Source organism: Streptomyces sp. NPDC003456 (assembly GCF_042878735.1).
Taxonomy (GTDB): Bacteria; Actinomycetota; Actinomycetes; order Streptomycetales; family Streptomycetaceae; genus Streptomyces.
In genome coordinates this window covers 883320-900966 of the sequence record NZ_JBIAOK010000004.1, presented here as the reverse complement: position 1 = coordinate 900966, position 17647 = coordinate 883320, and the positions used below count along the sequence as shown (strand labels likewise).

Genomic DNA, 17647 nt, shown 5'->3' with positions numbered 1-17647 from the left:
AAGGGGGAGCCAGCGCCGGTCACTCACGACCATCACGGGGACGTAATTCAGGGCGTCCCCAGAACGCCGACACCGTGCTCCGCCGCTCACACGACGGGGTGCCTGGTCCAGAGGTTGCGACGCTAGTGCAGGGACGTTTCAAGAGGGATGGCAACGCTTCGGCGGAGCCGGAGCCGCACGGCGGGACTGGCCCCATGAATGGCGGCCCCTCGCCCCAGCACGCCCAGAACCCGGGCCCGGCGGGCGACGGCGGTGAGCGCCCCGGGCGTCCCGGCGCGCCGGCCGCTTCGACGGCGGCCCCGGCCGAGCCGCTGAAGCCGCCGACGGGCCCCACCGGCCCCGGTCCGCGAATAGCCCTGCGCAACTGGCGCATCTCCACGCGACTGGTGTCGCTGCTCGCCCTGCCGGTGGTCGCGGCCACCTCGCTCGGCGCGCTGCGCATCAACCAGTCCATGGACGACATCCAGCAGCTCGACAACATGAAGCTGCTGACGGACATCACCAAGCAGGCCACCGAGCTGTCCGCGGCCCTCCAGGAGGAGCGCGACCAGTCGGCCGGCCCGCTGGCGCACGGCGCCAAGGCCACGGACTTCACGGTCAAGGGCCTGCGCGACAAGACCGACCGGGCGAGGAAGAACTTCCTCGACAGCTCCGAGGAGATCGAGAGCGCCAGCAGGGACGGCGACCTCGGGGGCGTCCGCGAGTACCTCGTCCAGCTGGCCAGCGAGCTCGGCGACCTGGAGCAGATCCGCAAGGGCGCCTACGAGACCGAGGGCAACTCCACGCAGACGGTCGAGGCCTACCACCGTCTGATCGAGAACCTGATCGACCTCTCCCAGGACATGGCCGAGGCGACCAGCAACCCGGACATGATCCAGCGCACGCGTGCGCTGGCGTCGTTCTCCGCCGCCAAGGAGTACTCCTCCATCCAGCGCGCGGCCCTCGCGGCGGCGCTGCCCGCGAACAACACCACGGCCGGCAAGCTCTCTCCGAACGACCGGCTGTACGCGCAGTCCGCCTCGGACAGCCAGAAGTCCGAGATCCGCAGCTTCAAGAGCATCTACGGCGAGGAAGCCGCCGCCGAACTGCTGAAGCCGATCGAGGACGGCAGCAACAGTACGATCAAGGCGACCGACCGGTACGCGGACCGCGCACTGGTCTCCGCGAGCGGTCTGGCCCAGCAGGACAAGCGGTCCTACCGCGACTGGCTGGACGACAGCTCCACCAAGATCCTTCAGATGAAGAAGATCGAGATCACGCTGCTCGAGGAGATGGAGCAGAAGGCCCGCGAGCTGCGCAGCGCCACCGAGCGCGACGCGATCATCTCCGGTGCCCTGATCCTGATCGTGCTCGGTGTGTCGCTGGTCGGCGCCTTCGTCGTGGCCCGCTCCATGATCCGCTCGCTGCGGCGCCTGGAGGACACCGCCACCAGGGTCGCCTCCGACCGCCTGCCCGAGCTGGTCAAGCAGCTGTCCGAGTCCGACCCGCAGGACGTCGACACGTCCGTGGAGTCGGTCGGCGTGCACTCCCGGGACGAGATCGGCCGGGTGGCCGCGGCCTTCGACGACGTGCACCGCGAGGCGGTCCGCCTCGCCGCCGAGCAGGCGCTGCTGCGGGGCAACGTCAACGCGATGTTCACCAACCTCTCGCGCCGCTCCCAGGGTCTGATCCAGCGCCAGCTGTCGCTCATCTCCGAGCTGGAGTCCCGCGAGGCCGACCCGGACCAGCTGTCGTCGCTGTTCAAGCTCGACCACCTCGCCACCCGCATGCGCCGTAACGGCGAGAACCTCCTCGTCCTCGCGGGTGAGGAGCCCGGCCGCCGGTGGACCCGCCCGGTCCCGCTGGTCGACGTGCTCCGCGCCGCCGCGTCCGAGGTGGAGCAGTACGAGCGCATCGAACTGGCCTCCGTGCCGACCACCGAGGTCGCCGGCCGGGTCGTCAACGACCTCGTGCACCTGCTGGCCGAGCTGCTGGAGAACGCGACATCGTTCTCCTCGCCGCAGACGAAGGTGAAGGTCACCGGTCACGCCCTGCCCGACGGCCGGGTGCTGATCGAGATCCACGACACCGGTATCGGTCTGTCGCCCGAGGACCTCGCGGCGATCAACGAGCGCCTCGCCTCTCCCCCGACGGTGGACGTGTCCGTCTCCCGCCGCATGGGTCTGTTCGTGGTCGGCCGGCTGTCCCAGCGCCACGGCATCCGCATCCAGCTCCGCCCGTCCGACTCCGGTGGTACGACCGCGCTGGTCATGCTGCCCGTCGATGTCGCCCAGGGCGGCAAGAAGCCCCAGCCCAAGCAGGGCGGTCAGCCGCCGGCCGGCGGCGGCGGTCCGGCCGCTGCGCAGGCGGCGGCGGGCGCCGCGGCAGCCCGGCGGGCCGCCGGCCAGGGTGCCGGTGCCCCCGGTATCGCGGGTGCCTTCGGCGGTGGCCGGCCGGCGGTCGGCCAGGGCGCGCGCGCCGCGCTGCCCGGGCGGGACGGCGACGCGGGACGTCCGGGCGCACCGCGCGGACCGCAGGGCCAGGGCAACTCCATGTTCGAGCAGGGCCGTCCGAACCAGGCACCGGCCGGTGCCGGCTTCGGCCAGGCCCCGGGCGCCCCGCAGGGCCTGCAGTCCGCGGGCGCCAACGGGGCTCAGGGCCAGGACGCGTTCGGCGGCGGCCGCAGCCGGTCGCAGCAGAACGGCGAGGCCGAGCAGCAGGGCAAGGGCCGCGGTCGCGGCCGCCGGCCGCAGCTGCCGCCGCGGGGCGGTGGCGCGCGCGCCGAACTGCCCGGCGGTGACGCGCAGCAGCAGCGTCAGCAGCCGAGCTGGAGCGACGAGAACGCCCAGCCGCCCGTGCCGCGCGCCTCGCTGGACGCCCCGCGCGGCCACGAGGACGCGGACGGCCCCCGCACGGCCGCCCTGCCGCGGATCGACGACCGGCAGGGTCCGGGCGCCACGGCGGAGATCCCGGCCGTGCCACGCGACGCCGGCCGGCAGCTCCCGGGGCCGGCCGACTACAGCGCCCCCCAGCAGCAGGACCCCTACGCCCAGGGCGGGAACGCCCAGCAGGGACCGGGCCAGTTCGTCCGCCCGGACATCTACGGCACCCAGTCGGGCCACCGCGAGGCGTCGCCCGCGCCCGGTCAGTACCAGGTGCCGCAGCAGTCGTACGACAACGGCAACGGCTCGACGGGGCAGTACCCTGCGCCGCAGGCCCCGCAGGGCTACGACAACGGCTCCACCGGGCAGTACCCGGCGCCGCGCCAGGACAACGGCTCCACCGGCCAGTACCCGGTGCCCCACCAGGGCAACGGCGCGGGCCGGCCGACCCTCCCGGGTCCGGCCACCCCGGCCGACCCGGCGGGCACGGGCCAGTTCGAGCGTCCGCAGGTCAACGGCGGCCGGAACGGCGCCGACTTCGGCGCCCCGCGCCCGCCCGCCCCGCAGGCCCGGCCCGTCCGGCAGGAGCCCGAGGCCCTGCCGCCGGCGACCGGCCCGGGCGACGGCCGCACGCCGCTGTACGACACGCTGGAGACCAACTGGTTCCACGGGCAGCAGGAGCAGCAGCCGGGCAACGGCTCCGCTCCCGCGGCCCCGCAAACGCCGCAGCAGCCCACCGGCCCGCAGCGGTCCGCCTCCGCCGGCTGGCGCACCTCGCCCAACGACGACCTCGTCCGCCAGGCCGAGCGCGTCCGCCAGCCAGCCGCCGGCGGTATCACCACCTCCGGACTGCCGCGCCGGGTCCCCCGGGCCAACCTCGTCCCGGGCACGGCGCAGCAGCAGACCCACCAGAGCGGTCCGCAGGTCTCGCGCGCACCCGATGACGTGCGCGGCCGGCTGACCAATCTCCGTCGGGGAATCGCACAGGGTCGTCAGGCCGGGTCCACCCAGACCGGCAGCCACCCACGGCCCACTCACCAGCAGGAGCGTTAGTTGAGTCCGATGAGCCAGGCGGCACAGAACCTCAACTGGTTGATCACCAACTTCGTGGACAACACCCCCGGGGTGTCCCACACCGTCGTCGTGTCCGCCGACGGTCTCCTCCTGGCGATGTCGGAGGGCTTCCCGCGCGACCGCGCGGACCAGCTCGCGGCCGTCGCCTCGGGCCTGACGTCCCTGACAGCGGGCGCCTCCCGGATCTTCGAGGGCGGTGACGTGGCGCAGACGGTCGTGGAGATGGAACGAGGATTCCTCTTCCTCATGTCCGTCTCCGACGGCTCGTCCCTGGCCGTCCTCGCGCACCCCGAGTGCGACATCGGCCTCGTCGGCTACGAGATGGCGCTCCTGGTCGACCGCGCGGGCGCGGTCCTCACCCCGGACCTGCGAGCCGAGCTGCAAGGCAGTCTGCTCCACTGATCGGCCCCGGCACCACCCGTCTCACCACATCACCGTCCGGCCGCCACATCCCCCACACAGGCCTCTACAGACGGCTCGACCGACCGACTTGCTGTCCCGCCCGGAGGACTCATGACCCCGCCCACCGCCTCTCATGATCCGTACGCGGAGCCGTACGAGGACGAGGGCGACCAGCCACTGGTAAGGCCGTACGCCATGACCGGTGGCCGGACCCGGCCGCGCTACCAGCTGGCCATCGAGGCACTGATCAGCACGACGGCGGACCCCGCCGCACTCATGGGACTGCTCCCCGAGCACCAGCGCATCTGCCACCTCTGCCGTGAGGTGAAGTCGGTCGCGGAGGTCTCGGCCCTGCTCAACATGCCGCTGGGCGTGGCCCGGATCCTGGTCGCGGACCTCGCCGAGGCCGGCCTCGTCGCGATCCACCAGCCGGGCGGCGACGAGACCACCGGCGCACCGGACGTGACACTGCTCGAAAGGGTGCTCAGTGGACTTCGCAAGCTCTGACGGGGGTCGTTCCACCACTTCCGCGAAGATCGTGGTGGCGGGCGGCTTCGGCGTGGGCAAGACCACGTTCGTCGGCGCCGTCTCGGAGATCAACCCGCTGCGCACGGAGGCCGTGATGACCTCCGCGAGCGCGGGCATCGACGACCTCACGCACACCGGGGACAAGACCACCACCACGGTGGCCATGGACTTCGGCCGTATCACCCTGGACCAGGACCTGATCCTGTACCTGTTCGGTACGCCGGGCCAGGACCGCTTCTGGTTCATGTGGGACGACCTGGTGCGCGGCGCCATCGGCGCCGTGGTCCTGGTGGACACCCGGCGGCTGGCGGACTGCTTCCCGGCCGTGGACTACTTCGAGAACAGCGGCCTGCCGTTCGTCATCGCGCTCAACGGCTTCGACGGGCAGCAGCCGTACAACCCGGACGAGGTCCGCGAGGCGCTGCAGATCGGGCCGGACACACCCATCATCACGACGGACGCCCGGCACCGGGCCGACGCGAAGAGTGCCCTGATCACGCTGGTCGAGCACGCTTTGATGGCACGGCTCAGGTAGCACCCAAATCCACGAGCCTATACGGCAGTTGTCGTAGATGCACCGGAGCCGGCTGTGTCCTTTGACACGGTCGGCCAAGGTGTTCATAACGTTTCGGCAGAGGAATCGGGTGGTACCGCCACGCGACGCGCACGCCCGGTCTCGCTGTGCGCACAACCGCCCCGCCTTTTGGCGGGGCTCGCTCTTTATGACCGTTTTATCTAGGCCTTACAACGCGGGGATTCGCCCCCTCGGACTGTTTGGAAGAGCGCAGGTCGTCGTGCTGGAATGCCTGAACTGCCCAATAGTCAATGACGTACTCGTCCGTAGATGGTGCGTGGGGCTCTGAGAAACTGCGGCACAACGTTGGTGCCGACCGCCGAGAGGTTGTTGGTCGAGTGAGGCGAAGCAAGAACAGTCCCGAGCCGTCGGCCCGGGGCAACTTCACCCCGCCGCCGCGGACAGCGGCGCCCGCCCCCGTGGCCGGTTCGGAGCCGACGGCCGCCTCCGCGCAGAGCGGCGGCCGCTTCTCCCCGCGCAACTGGCGCGTGGCGACCCGGCTGAACGCGATCCTGCTCATCCCGGTGGTGGTCGGCCTGGTCATGGGCGGCTTCCAGGTGAAGAGCTCCATCGACACCTGGCAGGAGGCCGAGGACGCGGAGAACACCGCGCGTCTGGTGCGGGCCTCGCTGCTGTACGCCAACGCCCTCTACAACGAGCGCGACATCACCGCCGCCCCCCTGCTGCAGGGCAAGGGCCAGGACGACAAGACCGTCGTCGAGGCCCGCAAGCTGACCGACAAGGCGGCCGACGAATTCGACGCCGCGGCGCAGGACATGCCCTCCAAGCCCGGCCTGGTACGCCGGCTGGACCTGTTCCACGACGTGGAGCCGAAGCTGGCCACCCTGCGCCAGGCCGCGTACACCTCCAAGCTCAAGGGCGTGCAGACGGAGGAGGGCTACGTCGAGATCGCCCACCCCCTGACGGAGTTCGCCAACGAGCTGGGCCTGGGCACCGGCAACATCACCAGCTACGGCCGGACCGTGTACGCCATGGAGCTGACCAAGGCGGCCCTGTCGCTGCAGCGCTCCATCGGCATGCACATCCTGATCAAGCCCGGCCCCGACGACGTCAACCTGGCCAGCCAGCGCGTCGCCCTGTCCTCCTACGCCTACCTCGAGCGCATCGCCATCGGCGAGTACATCGGCGGCGGCACCGAGCAGGACGCGGCCAAGCTCAAGACGGCCGAGGCCGACATCAAGGCCGAGGGCGCCGCCATGGCCCGCGAAGCCAAGGCCAAGGACCCGGACTACGTCGCCCCGCCGGCCAAGCCCGAGACGATGGTCGGCGCCCTCGTCACGCTGCCCAGCACGGACCCGAGTGCCCGCGCCGCCCTCGCCACGAAGGGCATCAACGCCGAGAACTGGTGGGCGGTCAACACGCTCAAGTTCAACGCGTACGAGAAGATCGAGGCGGACCTGGCCGACAAGGCCGTGAGCGAGGCCTCGGACATCGCCGCCGACGCCCAGCGCGACGCCTACATCACCGGTGCCGCCGTCGTCGTCGCCCTGCTCCTGGCCTTCATCCTGGCCGGCGCGGTCGCCCGCCAGATGAGCCGCTCGATGCGCCAGCTGCGCAACGCCGCCTTCGGCATCGCCGAGCAGCGCCTGCCGATGCTGGTCGACCAGCTCTCGCGCACCGACCCGGGCCGCGTCGACACCCGTGTCCAGGCCATCCCGATCGCCACCACGGACGAGATCGGCGAGGTCGCCCGCGCCTTCGACCAGGTCCACCGCGAGGCGGTCCGGCTCGCCGCCGAGCAGGCCCTGCTGCGGGGCAACATCAACGCGATCTTCACCAACCTCTCGCGCCGCAACCAGTCGCTGATCGAGGGCCAGCTGACCCTGATCACCGACCTGGAGAACAACGAGGCCGACCCGGACCAGCTGGAGAACCTCTTCAAGCTGGACCACCTGGCGACCCGTATGCGGCGCAACGGCGAGAACCTCCTCGTCCTCGCCGGCGAGGAGCCCGGCCGCCGCTGGGACCAGCCGGTGCCGCTGATCGACGTGCTGCGCGCCGCCTCCTCCGAGGTGGAGCAGTACGAGCGCATCGAGCTGTCCGGCGTGCCGGAGGCGGAGATCCACGGCCGGGCCGTGACCGACCTCGTGCACCTGCTCGCCGAGCTGCTGGAGAACGCCACCACGTTCTCCTCCCCGCAGACCAAGGTCCGCGTCACCGCGACCCGTCTCCCCGACGGCCGCGTGATGATCGAGATCCACGACAAGGGCATCGGCCTGACCGCCGAGGACTTCGCCGACATCAACCACAAGCTGGCCAACCCGCCGACCGTGGACGCCGCGATCTCCCAGCGCATGGGCCTGTTCGTGGTCGGCCGGCTGTCCGACCGGCACGGCATCCGCGTCCAGCTGCGCCCCTCGGGCGAGCAGGCCGGCACCACCTCGCTGGTCATGCTGCCCGACGCCATCACCCACGGCGGTGGCGGCGAACAGCACGTGGACCGCGACGAGTTCACCGTCTCGCAGATCATCCCGGAGCAGCACTTCGGCGGCGGCGAGAACTTCAACCAGCAGCCGATGCGCACGGCCGCGGAGCTCGGCTTCGACGACAGCCGCTACTCCGACGTCCCCGACGACATACGCGACCTGGACCCCGTCGGCCGCTCCCTGATGCGCGAGGAGCGCCGGGCGGCCCTGGAGAACCAGTCGCACCAGCCGCCCGCCCTGCCCGCCCAGGGCTCCCAGGAGCCCGCCGAGGCGTACGACGAGTACAACGGGCAGCGGGGCTACGACAACGGCCAGGGCTACGACACGGGCCGTCACGGCTACCCCGAGCAGCAGCAGCCCGCGTACGACCGCCAGGCGCCGTACGAGGAGCAGCAGCAGGGGGCGTACGAGGACCGGCAGCAGGCGTCGTACGAGCAGCAGCAGGCGGCCTACGACGAGCAGCAGCGCCCCGCGTACGACGACCAGTACTACGCCCCGGACGGCCGACTGCCGCAGAACGACACCTTCGCGCCGGGCGGCGGCTACCCTGAGCCCTCCTATGCGGAGCCGGCCCAGGAGGAGTCCCACGCTCAGAGCGCCGGGGCGACGGAAGCCTTCCCGGCCTTCGAGCAGCGTCGCCACCAGGACGACTGGCCGCAGCAGGAGGGTTACCGCAACGGCTACCCGAACCAGTACCCTGCTCAGGCCCCGGAAACGGAATCTGCGCAGGCCGCTGACGCGAGTGAGCGGGACCGCGTAGGCTTCGACCGTCCGGGACAGGCCCCCTCCGCAGCCCACGCGCTGACCGATGCCGGTCTTCCCCGCCGCGGAGCCACCGCCGGCGGAGCGAACGGCACGGGTGGCGCACGGCACGTGAGCCAGGAGCCGCCGGCCTCCTCCCAGGAGAGCGACGGCGACGGCGACTGGCGCTCGGCCAACGACGAGCGGTGGCAGCAGGCCTCGCAGCTCCGGAAGCCCAAGGCGGGCGGGGTCACCTCCTCCGGCCTGCCGCGGCGGGTGCCCAAGGCCAACCTGATCGAGGGCGCCGCCGAGAGCACCCCCCAGGGAGGCCCACAGGTCTCCCGCGCCCCGGAGGACGTCCGGGGCAGGCTGAGCAACCTGCGTCGGGGCGTCCAACGCGGACGCAGCGCAGGCAGTGAAACGAACGGCCAGGGCCTCGGTCCTGACAGCACCTACAACCAGGAGCGTTAGTGTGAGCCCGATGAGCCAGGCGGCACAGAACCTGAACTGGTTGATCACCAACTTCGTGGACAACACCCCGGGGGTGTCCCACACGGTGGTGGTCTCCGCCGACGGACTCCTTCTGGCGATGTCCGAAGGCTTCCCCCGCGACCGCGCCGACCAGCTCGCGGCCGTCGCCTCCGGTCTGACGTCTCTGACGGCAGGCGCCTCCCGCATCTTCGAGGGCGGCAGCGTGAACCAGACGGTCGTGGAGATGGAGCGGGGATTCCTGTTCATCATGTCCATCTCCGACGGCTCGTCGCTCGCGGTTCTCGCACATCCCGAGGCGGACATCGGCCTCATCGGGTACGAGATGGCCCTGCTGGTCGACCGAGCCGGTACGGTCCTGACACCGGACCTTCGGGCGGAGCTCCAGGGGAGCCTGCTCAACTAACAGACGAACGGTGCGTTTTGGCGTCCCTTGGCCGTAAGGTCATGGGACGCGGCTCCACAGCGTTGGGTGCCGGGCACAGTCGGAGGAGGAGAAAGTGGCAACACCCCCAGGCGGTTCGTCGGGCAACTGGTCGTACGGCCCTGCCCAGGGTCAGGGCGACGGTGGCCAGAACCCGAACCGTTACAACTTCCCCTCCGCGCCCAGCCACCGGCAGCCGTACGCGCCGCAGGGCCCCGGCCCGTCGCCGTACGACCAGCCGCACGCCCCGCGCATCCAGCCCGTGCAGCCGCAGCGCCGCGCCCCCGAACCGGCGCCCGCCGGGGGGTCGAACAACCCGCTGGTGCGTCCGTACGCCATGACCGGTGGCCGGACCCGCCCGCGTTACCAGCTCGCCATCGAGGCGCTGGTGCACACCACTGCGCAGCCGCACCAGATGCAGGGCCAGTTGCCCGAGCATCAGCGGATCTGCAACCTCTGCCGGGAGATCAAGTCGGTCGCCGAGATCTCGGCGCTCCTGACGATCCCTCTCGGCGTGGCCAGGATCCTCGTCGCCGACTTGGCGGAGGCGGGACTGGTCGCCATCCATCAGCCCGGCGGCGACGAGAACGCCGGCGGCCAGCCAGACGTGACACTGCTCGAAAGGGTGCTCAGTGGACTTCGCAAGCTCTAGCGGAGGGCCTTCCCGCTCCACCACCTCCGCGAAGATCGTGGTGGCTGGCGGCTTCGGCGTGGGCAAGACCACGTTCGTCGGCGCCGTCTCGGAGATCAACCCGCTGCGCACCGAGGCCGTGATGACGTCCGCTTCGGCGGGCATCGACGACCTGACCCACACCGGGGACAAGACCACCACCACGGTGGCCATGGACTTCGGCCGTATCACCCTGGACCAGGACCTGATCCTGTACCTGTTCGGTACGCCGGGCCAGGACCGGTTCTGGTTCATGTGGGACGACCTGGTGCGCGGCGCCATCGGCGCGATCGTGCTGGTCGACACGCGGAGGCTCGCCGACTGCTTCCCCGCCGTCGACTACTTCGAGAACAGCGGCCTGCCGTTCGTCATCGCGCTCAACGGCTTCGACGGCCAGCAGCCGTACAGTCCGGACGAGGTGCGCGAGGCGCTCCAGATCGGGCCGGACACGCCCATCATCACGACGGACGCCCGGCACCGGGCCGATGCGAAGAGTGCCCTGATCACGCTGGTCGAGCACGCGCTGATGGCTCGGCTGCGGTAGGTCGGTCGCTGTGGAACAGCCCCCGGCGGCCTTCGGGCTGCCGGGGGCTGTCGCGTTGCCGGGTGCGGGTGGTGGTGGGCCGGTCGCGCCCGCGCGGCGGAGCCGCACGGGGACGCAGCCCCGCGCCCCCGAACGAAGAAGGCCCCTCGCAGAGGGGCCTTCTTCGCATGCGGGGTCAGCGCCAGCTGTGCGGGGCGCGGAAGCCGGGCTCGCGCTCCAGGCGGCGCCAGCCGGCCTTCACGCGGCCCCGGTGGGCCGGTGCCGGGTCCGTGGGGTGGGCGGCCGCGCGGGCCAGGAGGAGGGCCGTGATGGCGGCGACCTCCTCGGGCTCGGCGTGGCCCTTCTCGACGCGGATGTCAGGAGTGTCCATGGGTGTCAGTCTCCGTGGCTGAGATGTCCGCCGGGTTACTGCGGCGGGTTGCCGTGCTTGCGCGACGGCAGATCGGCGTGCTTGGTCTGGAGCATCGCGAGGGACGTGACGAGCACCTCGCGGGTTTCCGCGGGGTCGATGACGTCGTCGACCAGGCCGCGTTCGGCCGCGTAGTAGGGGTGCATCAGCTCGGACTTGTACTCCTTGACCATGCGGGCCCGCATGGCCTCGGGGTCCTCGGCCTCGGCGATCTGGCGTCGGAAGATGACGTTGGCCGCACCCTCGGCGCCCATGACCGCGATCTCGTTGGTCGGCCAGGCGTAGGTGAGGTCGGCACCGATGGACTGGCTGTCCATGACGATGTACGCACCTCCGTAGGCCTTGCGCAGGATCAGGGAGATCCTCGGCACGGTCGCGTTGCAGTAGGCGTAGAGGAGCTTCGCGCCGTGGCGGATGATGCCACCGTGCTCCTGGTCGACACCGGGCAGGAAGCCGGGGACGTCCAGAAGGGTGATGATCGGGATGTTGAAGGCGTCGCACATCTGGACGAAGCGGGCCGCCTTCTCGGAGGCCTCGATGTCCAGGACACCCGCCAGGACCTGCGGCTGGTTGGCGACGATGCCGACGACCCGGCCGTCCAGCCGGCCCAGGGCGCAGATGATGTTGCGGGCCCAGCGCTCGTGGACCTCGAGGTACTCGCCGTCGTCGACGATCTCCTCGATGACCTTGGTCATGTCGTAGGGCCGGTTGCCGTCCGCCGGGACGAGGTCCAGCAGGACGTCCGAGCGGCGGTCGACCGGGTCGGAGGACTCGGCGCGGGGCGGGTTCTCGCGGTTGTTCTGCGGCAGCAGCGACAGCAGGTAGCGGACCTCGGCGATGCAGGTCTCTTCGTCGTCGTAGGCGAAGTGGCACACGCCGGAGGTCTCGGCGTGGACGTCGGCGCCGCCCAGGCCGTTCTGGGTGATCTCCTCACCGGTGACCGCCTTGACGACGTCGGGGCCGGTGATGAACATCTGCGAGGTGTCGCGGACCATGAACACGAAGTCGGTCAGGGCGGGGCTGTAGGCCGCGCCGCCCGCGCACGGGCCCAGCATCACCGAGATCTGCGGGATGACGCCCGAGGCCTTGGTGTTGCGCTGGAAGATGCCGCCGTAGCCGGCGAGCGCCGAGACGCCCTCCTGGATCCGGGCGCCCGCGCCGTCGTTCAGCGACACCAGCGGGGCACCGGCCGCGATGGCCATGTCCATGATCTTGTGGATCTTCGTGGCGTGGGCCTCGCCCAGCGCGCCGCCGAAGATGCGGAAGTCGTGGGCGTAGACGAAGACCGTGCGGCCCTCCACCGTGCCCCAGCCGGTGATCACACCGTCCGTGTACGGCTTCTTCGTCTCCAGCCCGAAGCCCGTCGCCCGGTGCCGGCGCAGCTGCTCGACCTCGCGGAAGGAATCGGGGTCCAGGAGGAGCTCGATGCGCTCACGCGCGGTCAGCTTGCCCTTGGCGTGCTGCGCCTCGGTCGCCTTCTCGCTCGGTCCGGCCACCGCCTGCGCACGGATCTCGTGCAGTTCGGCCACGCGTCCGCGCGCGTCGGTCGTCTCACCCGGCGCCTCATCCAAAACGGTCATGTAGCGACCTTACGAAGCCGACCGAGGAATGGGGGCCGTCGACTCCTCACAGTCTCCGGCGTGTTTTCCTGGTACCCCTGAACAGAACCATGGCCGCGTGCAGCCTTTCCGACTGCTCAGAGGGCCTGCGGCTTGTAGAGGTCGTACAAAGTCGTCAGCCGAGAGACACCTCACAGACATGGGTGGCACATGCCTCCCCCGGGGTGACGCGCACGCGCAGACGGGTGCCCGCGGCCAGGACGCGGACCGAGTCGTCGGCGCGCAGCACCCGGCGCACCGGCCGGTTCCAGACGATCTCCAGGGGCTCGCCCGTACGGGGCGGCTCGCTGACGCAGAGCGTAGCGGTACGGCCCCGGCGGACGGTCAGCACGCTCGCGCCCGAGGAGGCGGTGAACGGGCCGGCCGTGCCGGCCTGCCAGAAGTTCGCCGCGGTCAGGCCCAGGGAGGGCACCGCGACCGCCTGCCGTCGGGCGTCGTTGGCGAGGACCGACAGCCAGGGGCGGTCCGCGGCCCGGCGGGCGACGGCGCGGCGGGACGCCCCGGGCATCAGCAGGTAGGCGTAGGTGGCGTCGTGCGGGTCGGTGCCGTGGTCGAGCCAGAGGGTCTGCCAGCGGCGGGTGCGGCGCTCGGGCGTGCCGCCGGTGTTGATGTCGGCCCAGGCGCCGGTGCGGTCCTCGCGCAGCACGCGGGCCTCGCCGTCGAGCAGCACCCAGCCGCCGTGCTCCGCCAGGTGGGCCCAGCGCGGACCGCGGGTGAACCGCTGGGTGCCGGACTCCCCCAGGTTGCGGTTGTCCACGACGGTCTCCACGGGGACGCCGTCGGCGCAGCTGATCCCGGCGCCCAGGCAGATCACCGCGTCGTGGGCGAAGAACCAGGACTTGCGGGCCCGCAGGGTGGAGCCGAGGCCCCGCAGGTCCTGGCCGAGGGCCGCGTACCGGCCGTCGGTGGTGCCGCCCACCCAGCGGGCGGCGGGGCGGGCGGTGCCCCACTCGCCGCCCTCCCGGTCCGCGAGCCGCTTGGTGGAGACGGTGGTGCCGGGCAGGCGGTACCAGTCGACGGTCGGCCAGTACCAGTCCGTGTACTGGTCGCTCGCGCCGGCCCACCAACCGACCATGCCGGCGCCGGTGTGCCAGCCGCGCGGGTTCTCGCCGTTGCCGCACTCGTAGTGGGCGATGCGGTCGCTGGCCATGGCGACGTTCACGGTGAAGCCCGGACCGCGGTGGACGGCGCGGTCCATGGCGGCGAAGATGCGGTGTCCGGCGGGCTCGGGAGCCGCCGGGACGGGGGAGGCGGCGATCGCGTGCAGCCGGGCGAGGTCGGCGACGCCGTACTGAGGGGCCGTCAGGATCGGGGCGGCGGTGTTCCGTTCGATCCATCCCTTGACGTAGGCGTGCCAGCGGTCGCGTTCCGAGGGGCTCGCGCCGGCCGCGAGCAGGGCGATGGCCGCGATGAGCTGCCGGCCGTGGTAGTGGTCGCTGCGCATGATCTCGCGGTCGTCGGTGACGAGGTGGCCGCGGCTGATGGCACGGCCGTTGACGCTGTCCATGACCAGTCCGTCGTGGATGAGCGGCGCGAAGGCCCGCTCGACGCTGTCGAGGACGATCTGCCGGTCGGGGTCGGTGACGTCCCACTCGGACCCGGCCAGCAGGGCGAACAGGCGGCCCAGGCCGTCGAGCAGGACCTGGCCGTAGGTGCCCGAGTAGGCGACCCAGGTGTGCTGGACGAAGGACCCGTCGGCGTGGAGTCCGTCGCCCCGGGTGACGTACGGGAAGACCGGCGAGAGCGCGTCACGGGCCAGGGAGATCTTGGCCGGGTCGCGGCCGAGGATGCCGCGCAGGGCGACCGAGCGGCACAGGTCGACGCGGTTGGCGCCGGTGGAGGTGCCGCTGTAGTCGCCGAGGGCGGAGTCGGGGACGAAGCGGTCGACGGCCGCGCAGGCGGCCGCGACGCGGGCGTCGCCCAGCCGGTCGTGTAGGGCGGCGGTGATGTCCATGAGCAGGCGGGGGCTGCCGATCTGCCACTCCCACCAGTTGCCGTAGGGGGTGGTGGCGGGGTGGTAGACGGTGGCGGAGAGGTGGTCGAGGCCGCGCAGGACGCCGGCGAGGAGGTCGGGGTCGCCGGTCGAGCCGGTGCCCGGCTGGAGCCACGCCTGCGTCATGGTCCACAGGCGGCCGTAGCTGAACGTGATGCCGGACGGCGGGTCGAAGGGGTGGCCGGGCCAGAGGAAGCCCGCGGCCGGGGACATGGTGCCGCTCAGCTCCCGGGCGAGGGCACCGGTCCGGGCGAGGCGGGAGGCGTACGGCTCGCCGGCCGGGTCGTACCCGCTGCCCAGGGAGAGGTCGAGCCAGCGGCGGCGCAGGGTGTCGTACGGATCGCCGGCTCCGTCCCGGCCGGAGGCCGCGCTCGGGGCGGCGGGCGGCGCGCCCGCGGTCGCCGCGAGGGCGGCGGCGGCCAGCAGCAGGGTGCGACGGGTGGGCCGGGGCGGGCGGAGACCCCGGGGCGGGACGCGGCGCTGGGCAGTCATCCCCATGCCGTACCACGCGCGCCCACCCGCCCTGAACGCCGGAACCGGCCGGATCGCCCACCCGGAGGACGGCCGGACGCCCCCCCGGGGGGGCCTGCTCCGGTCATCCGCGGCGCGCCGCACCGGGTCCCGCCGCCAAGTGGGGGCCGCGTGACGGCCCGTCGGACGAGCCGGTGCCCGCGGCGCCGGTCACGGGCTGACCGGGGCCGGGCCCCTGCCGGGAGCGCGCGCGGACGGGCGCCGTGCGGGGCGCGTCCGGTCGGTTCGGGCGGGTCACGCGCAGGACCACCGAGGCCCTCCGGCCAGACCGGGCGGGTCACGCGCAGGACCGGGATCCTCTGGTCGGTCCGGGCGGGTCACGCGCCGCACAGGCGCCCTCCGGTCAGTCCGGGCAGGGCACGTACACGACCGGGCCCCTCCGGTCAGTCCTGTCGGTTCGTCAGGCGGCGGTAGAGGCCCGGCGCCAGGTCGCGGACGCGGTCCGGCAGATTCGCCCGGGCGGACCCGGCGGTCTCGTCGCGGTCCTGGGAGACGGCCTCCCAGATCCGGGCGGCCACATGGCCGGGCGACAGGCGGCCCGTATGGTGGCCCCCGCGCCCGGGGAAGGCCGCGCCCACCGGGCCCGGCTCGACGAGCGTCACGCCCACGCCGGTGCCGCGCAGTTCGCGGCGCAGCGCCTCGGCGAAGGCGGCGAGGCCGGCCCTGGCGGCGGAGTGCACCGCCTCCTGCGGTACCCCGGCGCGGCCCGGCGCCGCGCCGAGCAGCACCACCCGGCCGCGCCCGGCGGCGATCATGGACGGCAGGACCTCGCGCACGAGGTGGAGCGTGGCGTTGAGGTCCAGGGTGAGCACCCGGTCGATGTCGGTGTGGGGCATGGCCGCGAAGGGCCCGGTCCAGCCGAGCCCCGCCCCGGCGACCAGGGCGTCGACACGGCCGGTCGTGTGCAGGGCGGACCTGGCCAGCAGGCGGGGCCCGTCCGGCGCCGCGAGGTCGGCGGGCAGCACGACGGCCGACGTACCGGACGCCGTCCGTTCCAGGCCGTGCCGGTCGCGTCCGCTGAGCAGCAGGTGCCAGCCGTCCAGGGCGAAGCGCCGTGCCGTGGCCGCCCCGATGCCCGAGGAGGCCCCGGTGACCAGGGCGACGCGTCGGTCGAGTCCGCGCGCGGGTCCGTAGGCGCCGGTCCGGGCCGGGGCCGCGGAGCGTAGGGCTGGGTCCGTCCGGGGGTCGTGGGCCGAGCCGGAGCCGGTGAGTGTCACGAGTCGCTCTCCCCTGCGCTGTGCGTCCGCCGTGGTCTCGTCTGTCGCGTCTCCATACGGTTCCTTGCAACGGAACCCCGTCTTCCGGGACCCCGCCACCGCACACCGCCCCGGATCGCGCGCCCGCCGGGCGGGTCCCGGCGGGCCCGTTCCCGGGCGGGGCACGGTCCGTGGCGTCTCCACCGGAATCCGCCGGCACCCCTGCGGCGGGCCGCTCGATGCCGCCGTCCGGGTGTACGGGCACCGGGACGGCCGGGCGGTCCGCGGACCGGGCCGGGGCGGGACCGCAACACACCCGGCGATGATGTTGAAGGTTGAACGGAATAGGTCTACGGTGGGTCGCGTTGAGGTAGTTCAACGTTCAACATCAGCCCAGGAGGCGTACGCCATGAGCATCTTCAGCCGCAACACCACCCCCGCCGCCGCCACCACCGGCGGTGCCGTGAACCCCGAGCTGGCCGCTCTGACCGGCGACTACACGATCGACCCCGCGCACTCCACGATCGGCTTCACGGCCCGGCACGCCATGGTCACCAACGTCAAGGGCGGCTTCAAGGACTTCACCGGCACGCTCCACCTGGACGGCAGCGACCCCTCGCGCTCCACGGCCACCCTCGACGTCGTGATGGACAGCATCGACACGGGCAACGCGGACCGCGACGGCCACCTCAAGAGCGCCGACTTCTTCAAGGCCGACGAGTTCCCGGCCATGACCTTCCGCTCCACCAAGGCGGAGGCGCTCGGCGGTGACGACTACCGCATCACCGGCGACCTGACGATTCTCGGCACGACCCGCCCGCTGACCATCGACCTGGAGTTCAACGGCGTCGCCAAGGACCCGTTCGGCAACGAGCGCGCCGGCTTCGAGGGCAAGGCGGAGATCCTGCGCTCCGAGTGGGGCCTGACCTGGAACGCCGCGCTGGAGACCGGCGGCGTCCTGGTGTCGGACAAGATCAAGCTCACCTTCGACATCTCGGCCATCAGGAACGCGTGAGCCCGCGCGGCCGGCCCGGCGGCGCACCGCCGGGCCGGTCTGGCCGGAACGCGCCCCTTGTGGAAGGACCGTCGGCGTTCTCATAATCCAGCAGCAGAATTTTGACCAGTCCATGCCAGTACATGGACGT

General features: G+C 72.2%; 13 protein-coding genes. 9 read left to right on the top strand and 4 right to left on the bottom strand.

The genetic code is table 11. The features are described from left to right. The first annotated feature begins 125 nt into the window (after nucleotides 1–125). The 8 genes from ACFYWG_RS20190 to ACFYWG_RS20155 all read left to right on the top strand — a co-directional run bounded on the left by ACFYWG_RS20190 (nucleotide 126) and on the right by ACFYWG_RS20155 (nucleotide 10754). Nucleotides 126–3914: a nitrate- and nitrite sensing domain-containing protein gene (locus ACFYWG_RS20190; RefSeq protein ID WP_383504323.1), complete on the top strand. Its 3789-nt coding sequence runs from the start codon at nucleotides 126–128 to the stop codon at nucleotides 3912–3914. A 9-nt stretch (nucleotides 3915–3923) separates the two neighbouring features. Beyond that, nucleotides 3924–4337 (top strand): roadblock/LC7 domain-containing protein, encoded by a 414-nt coding sequence (locus ACFYWG_RS20185; protein WP_005479910.1) that lies wholly within the window; start codon nucleotides 3924–3926, stop codon nucleotides 4335–4337. 111 nt (nucleotides 4338–4448) lie between these two features. Continuing rightward, nucleotides 4449–4844 (top strand): DUF742 domain-containing protein, encoded by a 396-nt coding sequence (locus tag ACFYWG_RS20180; protein WP_159535968.1) that lies wholly within the window; start codon nucleotides 4449–4451, stop codon nucleotides 4842–4844. After that, nucleotides 4825–5400 (top strand): ATP/GTP-binding protein, encoded by a 576-nt coding sequence (locus tag ACFYWG_RS20175; RefSeq protein ID WP_189937383.1) that lies wholly within the window; start codon nucleotides 4825–4827, stop codon nucleotides 5398–5400. The genes ACFYWG_RS20180 and ACFYWG_RS20175 overlap by 20 nt, the downstream gene beginning before the upstream one ends. Nucleotides 5401–5777: 377 nt before the next feature. Continuing rightward, entirely contained in the window at nucleotides 5778–9098 is a 3321-nt protein-coding gene (locus tag ACFYWG_RS20170; RefSeq protein ID WP_389202566.1) for a nitrate- and nitrite sensing domain-containing protein, read from the top strand. A gap of 10 nt (nucleotides 9099–9108) precedes the next feature. After that, on the top strand, nucleotides 9109–9522 hold the full coding sequence (locus tag ACFYWG_RS20165; RefSeq protein WP_004983065.1) for a roadblock/LC7 domain-containing protein: 414 nt from the start codon (nucleotides 9109–9111) through the stop codon (nucleotides 9520–9522). Nucleotides 9523–9616: 94 nt separating this feature from the next. After that, entirely contained in the window at nucleotides 9617–10192 is a 576-nt protein-coding gene (locus ACFYWG_RS20160; RefSeq protein WP_376334174.1) for a DUF742 domain-containing protein, read from the top strand. Then, the gene (locus ACFYWG_RS20155; protein ID WP_093769009.1) at nucleotides 10173–10754 is read left to right on the top strand and encodes an ATP/GTP-binding protein; all 582 of its coding nucleotides are present in this window, start codon (nucleotides 10173–10175) and stop codon (nucleotides 10752–10754) included. The genes ACFYWG_RS20160 and ACFYWG_RS20155 overlap by 20 nt, the downstream gene beginning before the upstream one ends. Before the next feature lie 175 nt (nucleotides 10755–10929). Here ACFYWG_RS20155 and ACFYWG_RS20150 read toward each other — a convergent pair whose 3' ends face one another. The 4 genes from ACFYWG_RS20150 to ACFYWG_RS20135 form a co-directional block, all read right to left on the bottom strand. Next, on the bottom strand, nucleotides 10930–11124 hold the full coding sequence (locus ACFYWG_RS20150; RefSeq protein ID WP_376334172.1) for an acyl-CoA carboxylase epsilon subunit: 195 nt from the start codon (nucleotides 11122–11124) through the stop codon (nucleotides 10930–10932). Nucleotides 11125–11159: 35 nt separating this feature from the next. Next, entirely contained in the window at nucleotides 11160–12743 is a 1584-nt protein-coding gene (locus ACFYWG_RS20145; protein WP_376334170.1) for an acyl-CoA carboxylase subunit beta, read from the bottom strand. Between the two features lie 154 nt (nucleotides 12744–12897). Beyond that, nucleotides 12898–15273 carry a polysaccharide lyase 8 family protein gene (locus ACFYWG_RS20140; RefSeq protein ID WP_389202562.1) on the bottom strand — a complete coding sequence of 792 codons (2376 nt, stop codon included), beginning with the start codon at nucleotides 15271–15273 and terminating at the stop codon, nucleotides 12898–12900. Between the two features lie 416 nt (nucleotides 15274–15689). Beyond that, complete coding sequence (locus ACFYWG_RS20135; RefSeq protein WP_389202560.1) at nucleotides 15690–16523, bottom strand: SDR family NAD(P)-dependent oxidoreductase; 834 nt, start codon at nucleotides 16521–16523, stop codon at nucleotides 15690–15692. Between the two features lie 388 nt (nucleotides 16524–16911). On the opposite strand from ACFYWG_RS20135, the gene ACFYWG_RS20130 reads away from it, so the two are divergent. Then, nucleotides 16912–17517: a YceI family protein gene (locus tag ACFYWG_RS20130; protein ID WP_376334164.1), complete on the top strand. Its 606-nt coding sequence runs from the start codon at nucleotides 16912–16914 to the stop codon at nucleotides 17515–17517. The last annotated feature ends 130 nt before the right edge of the window (nucleotides 17518–17647 follow it).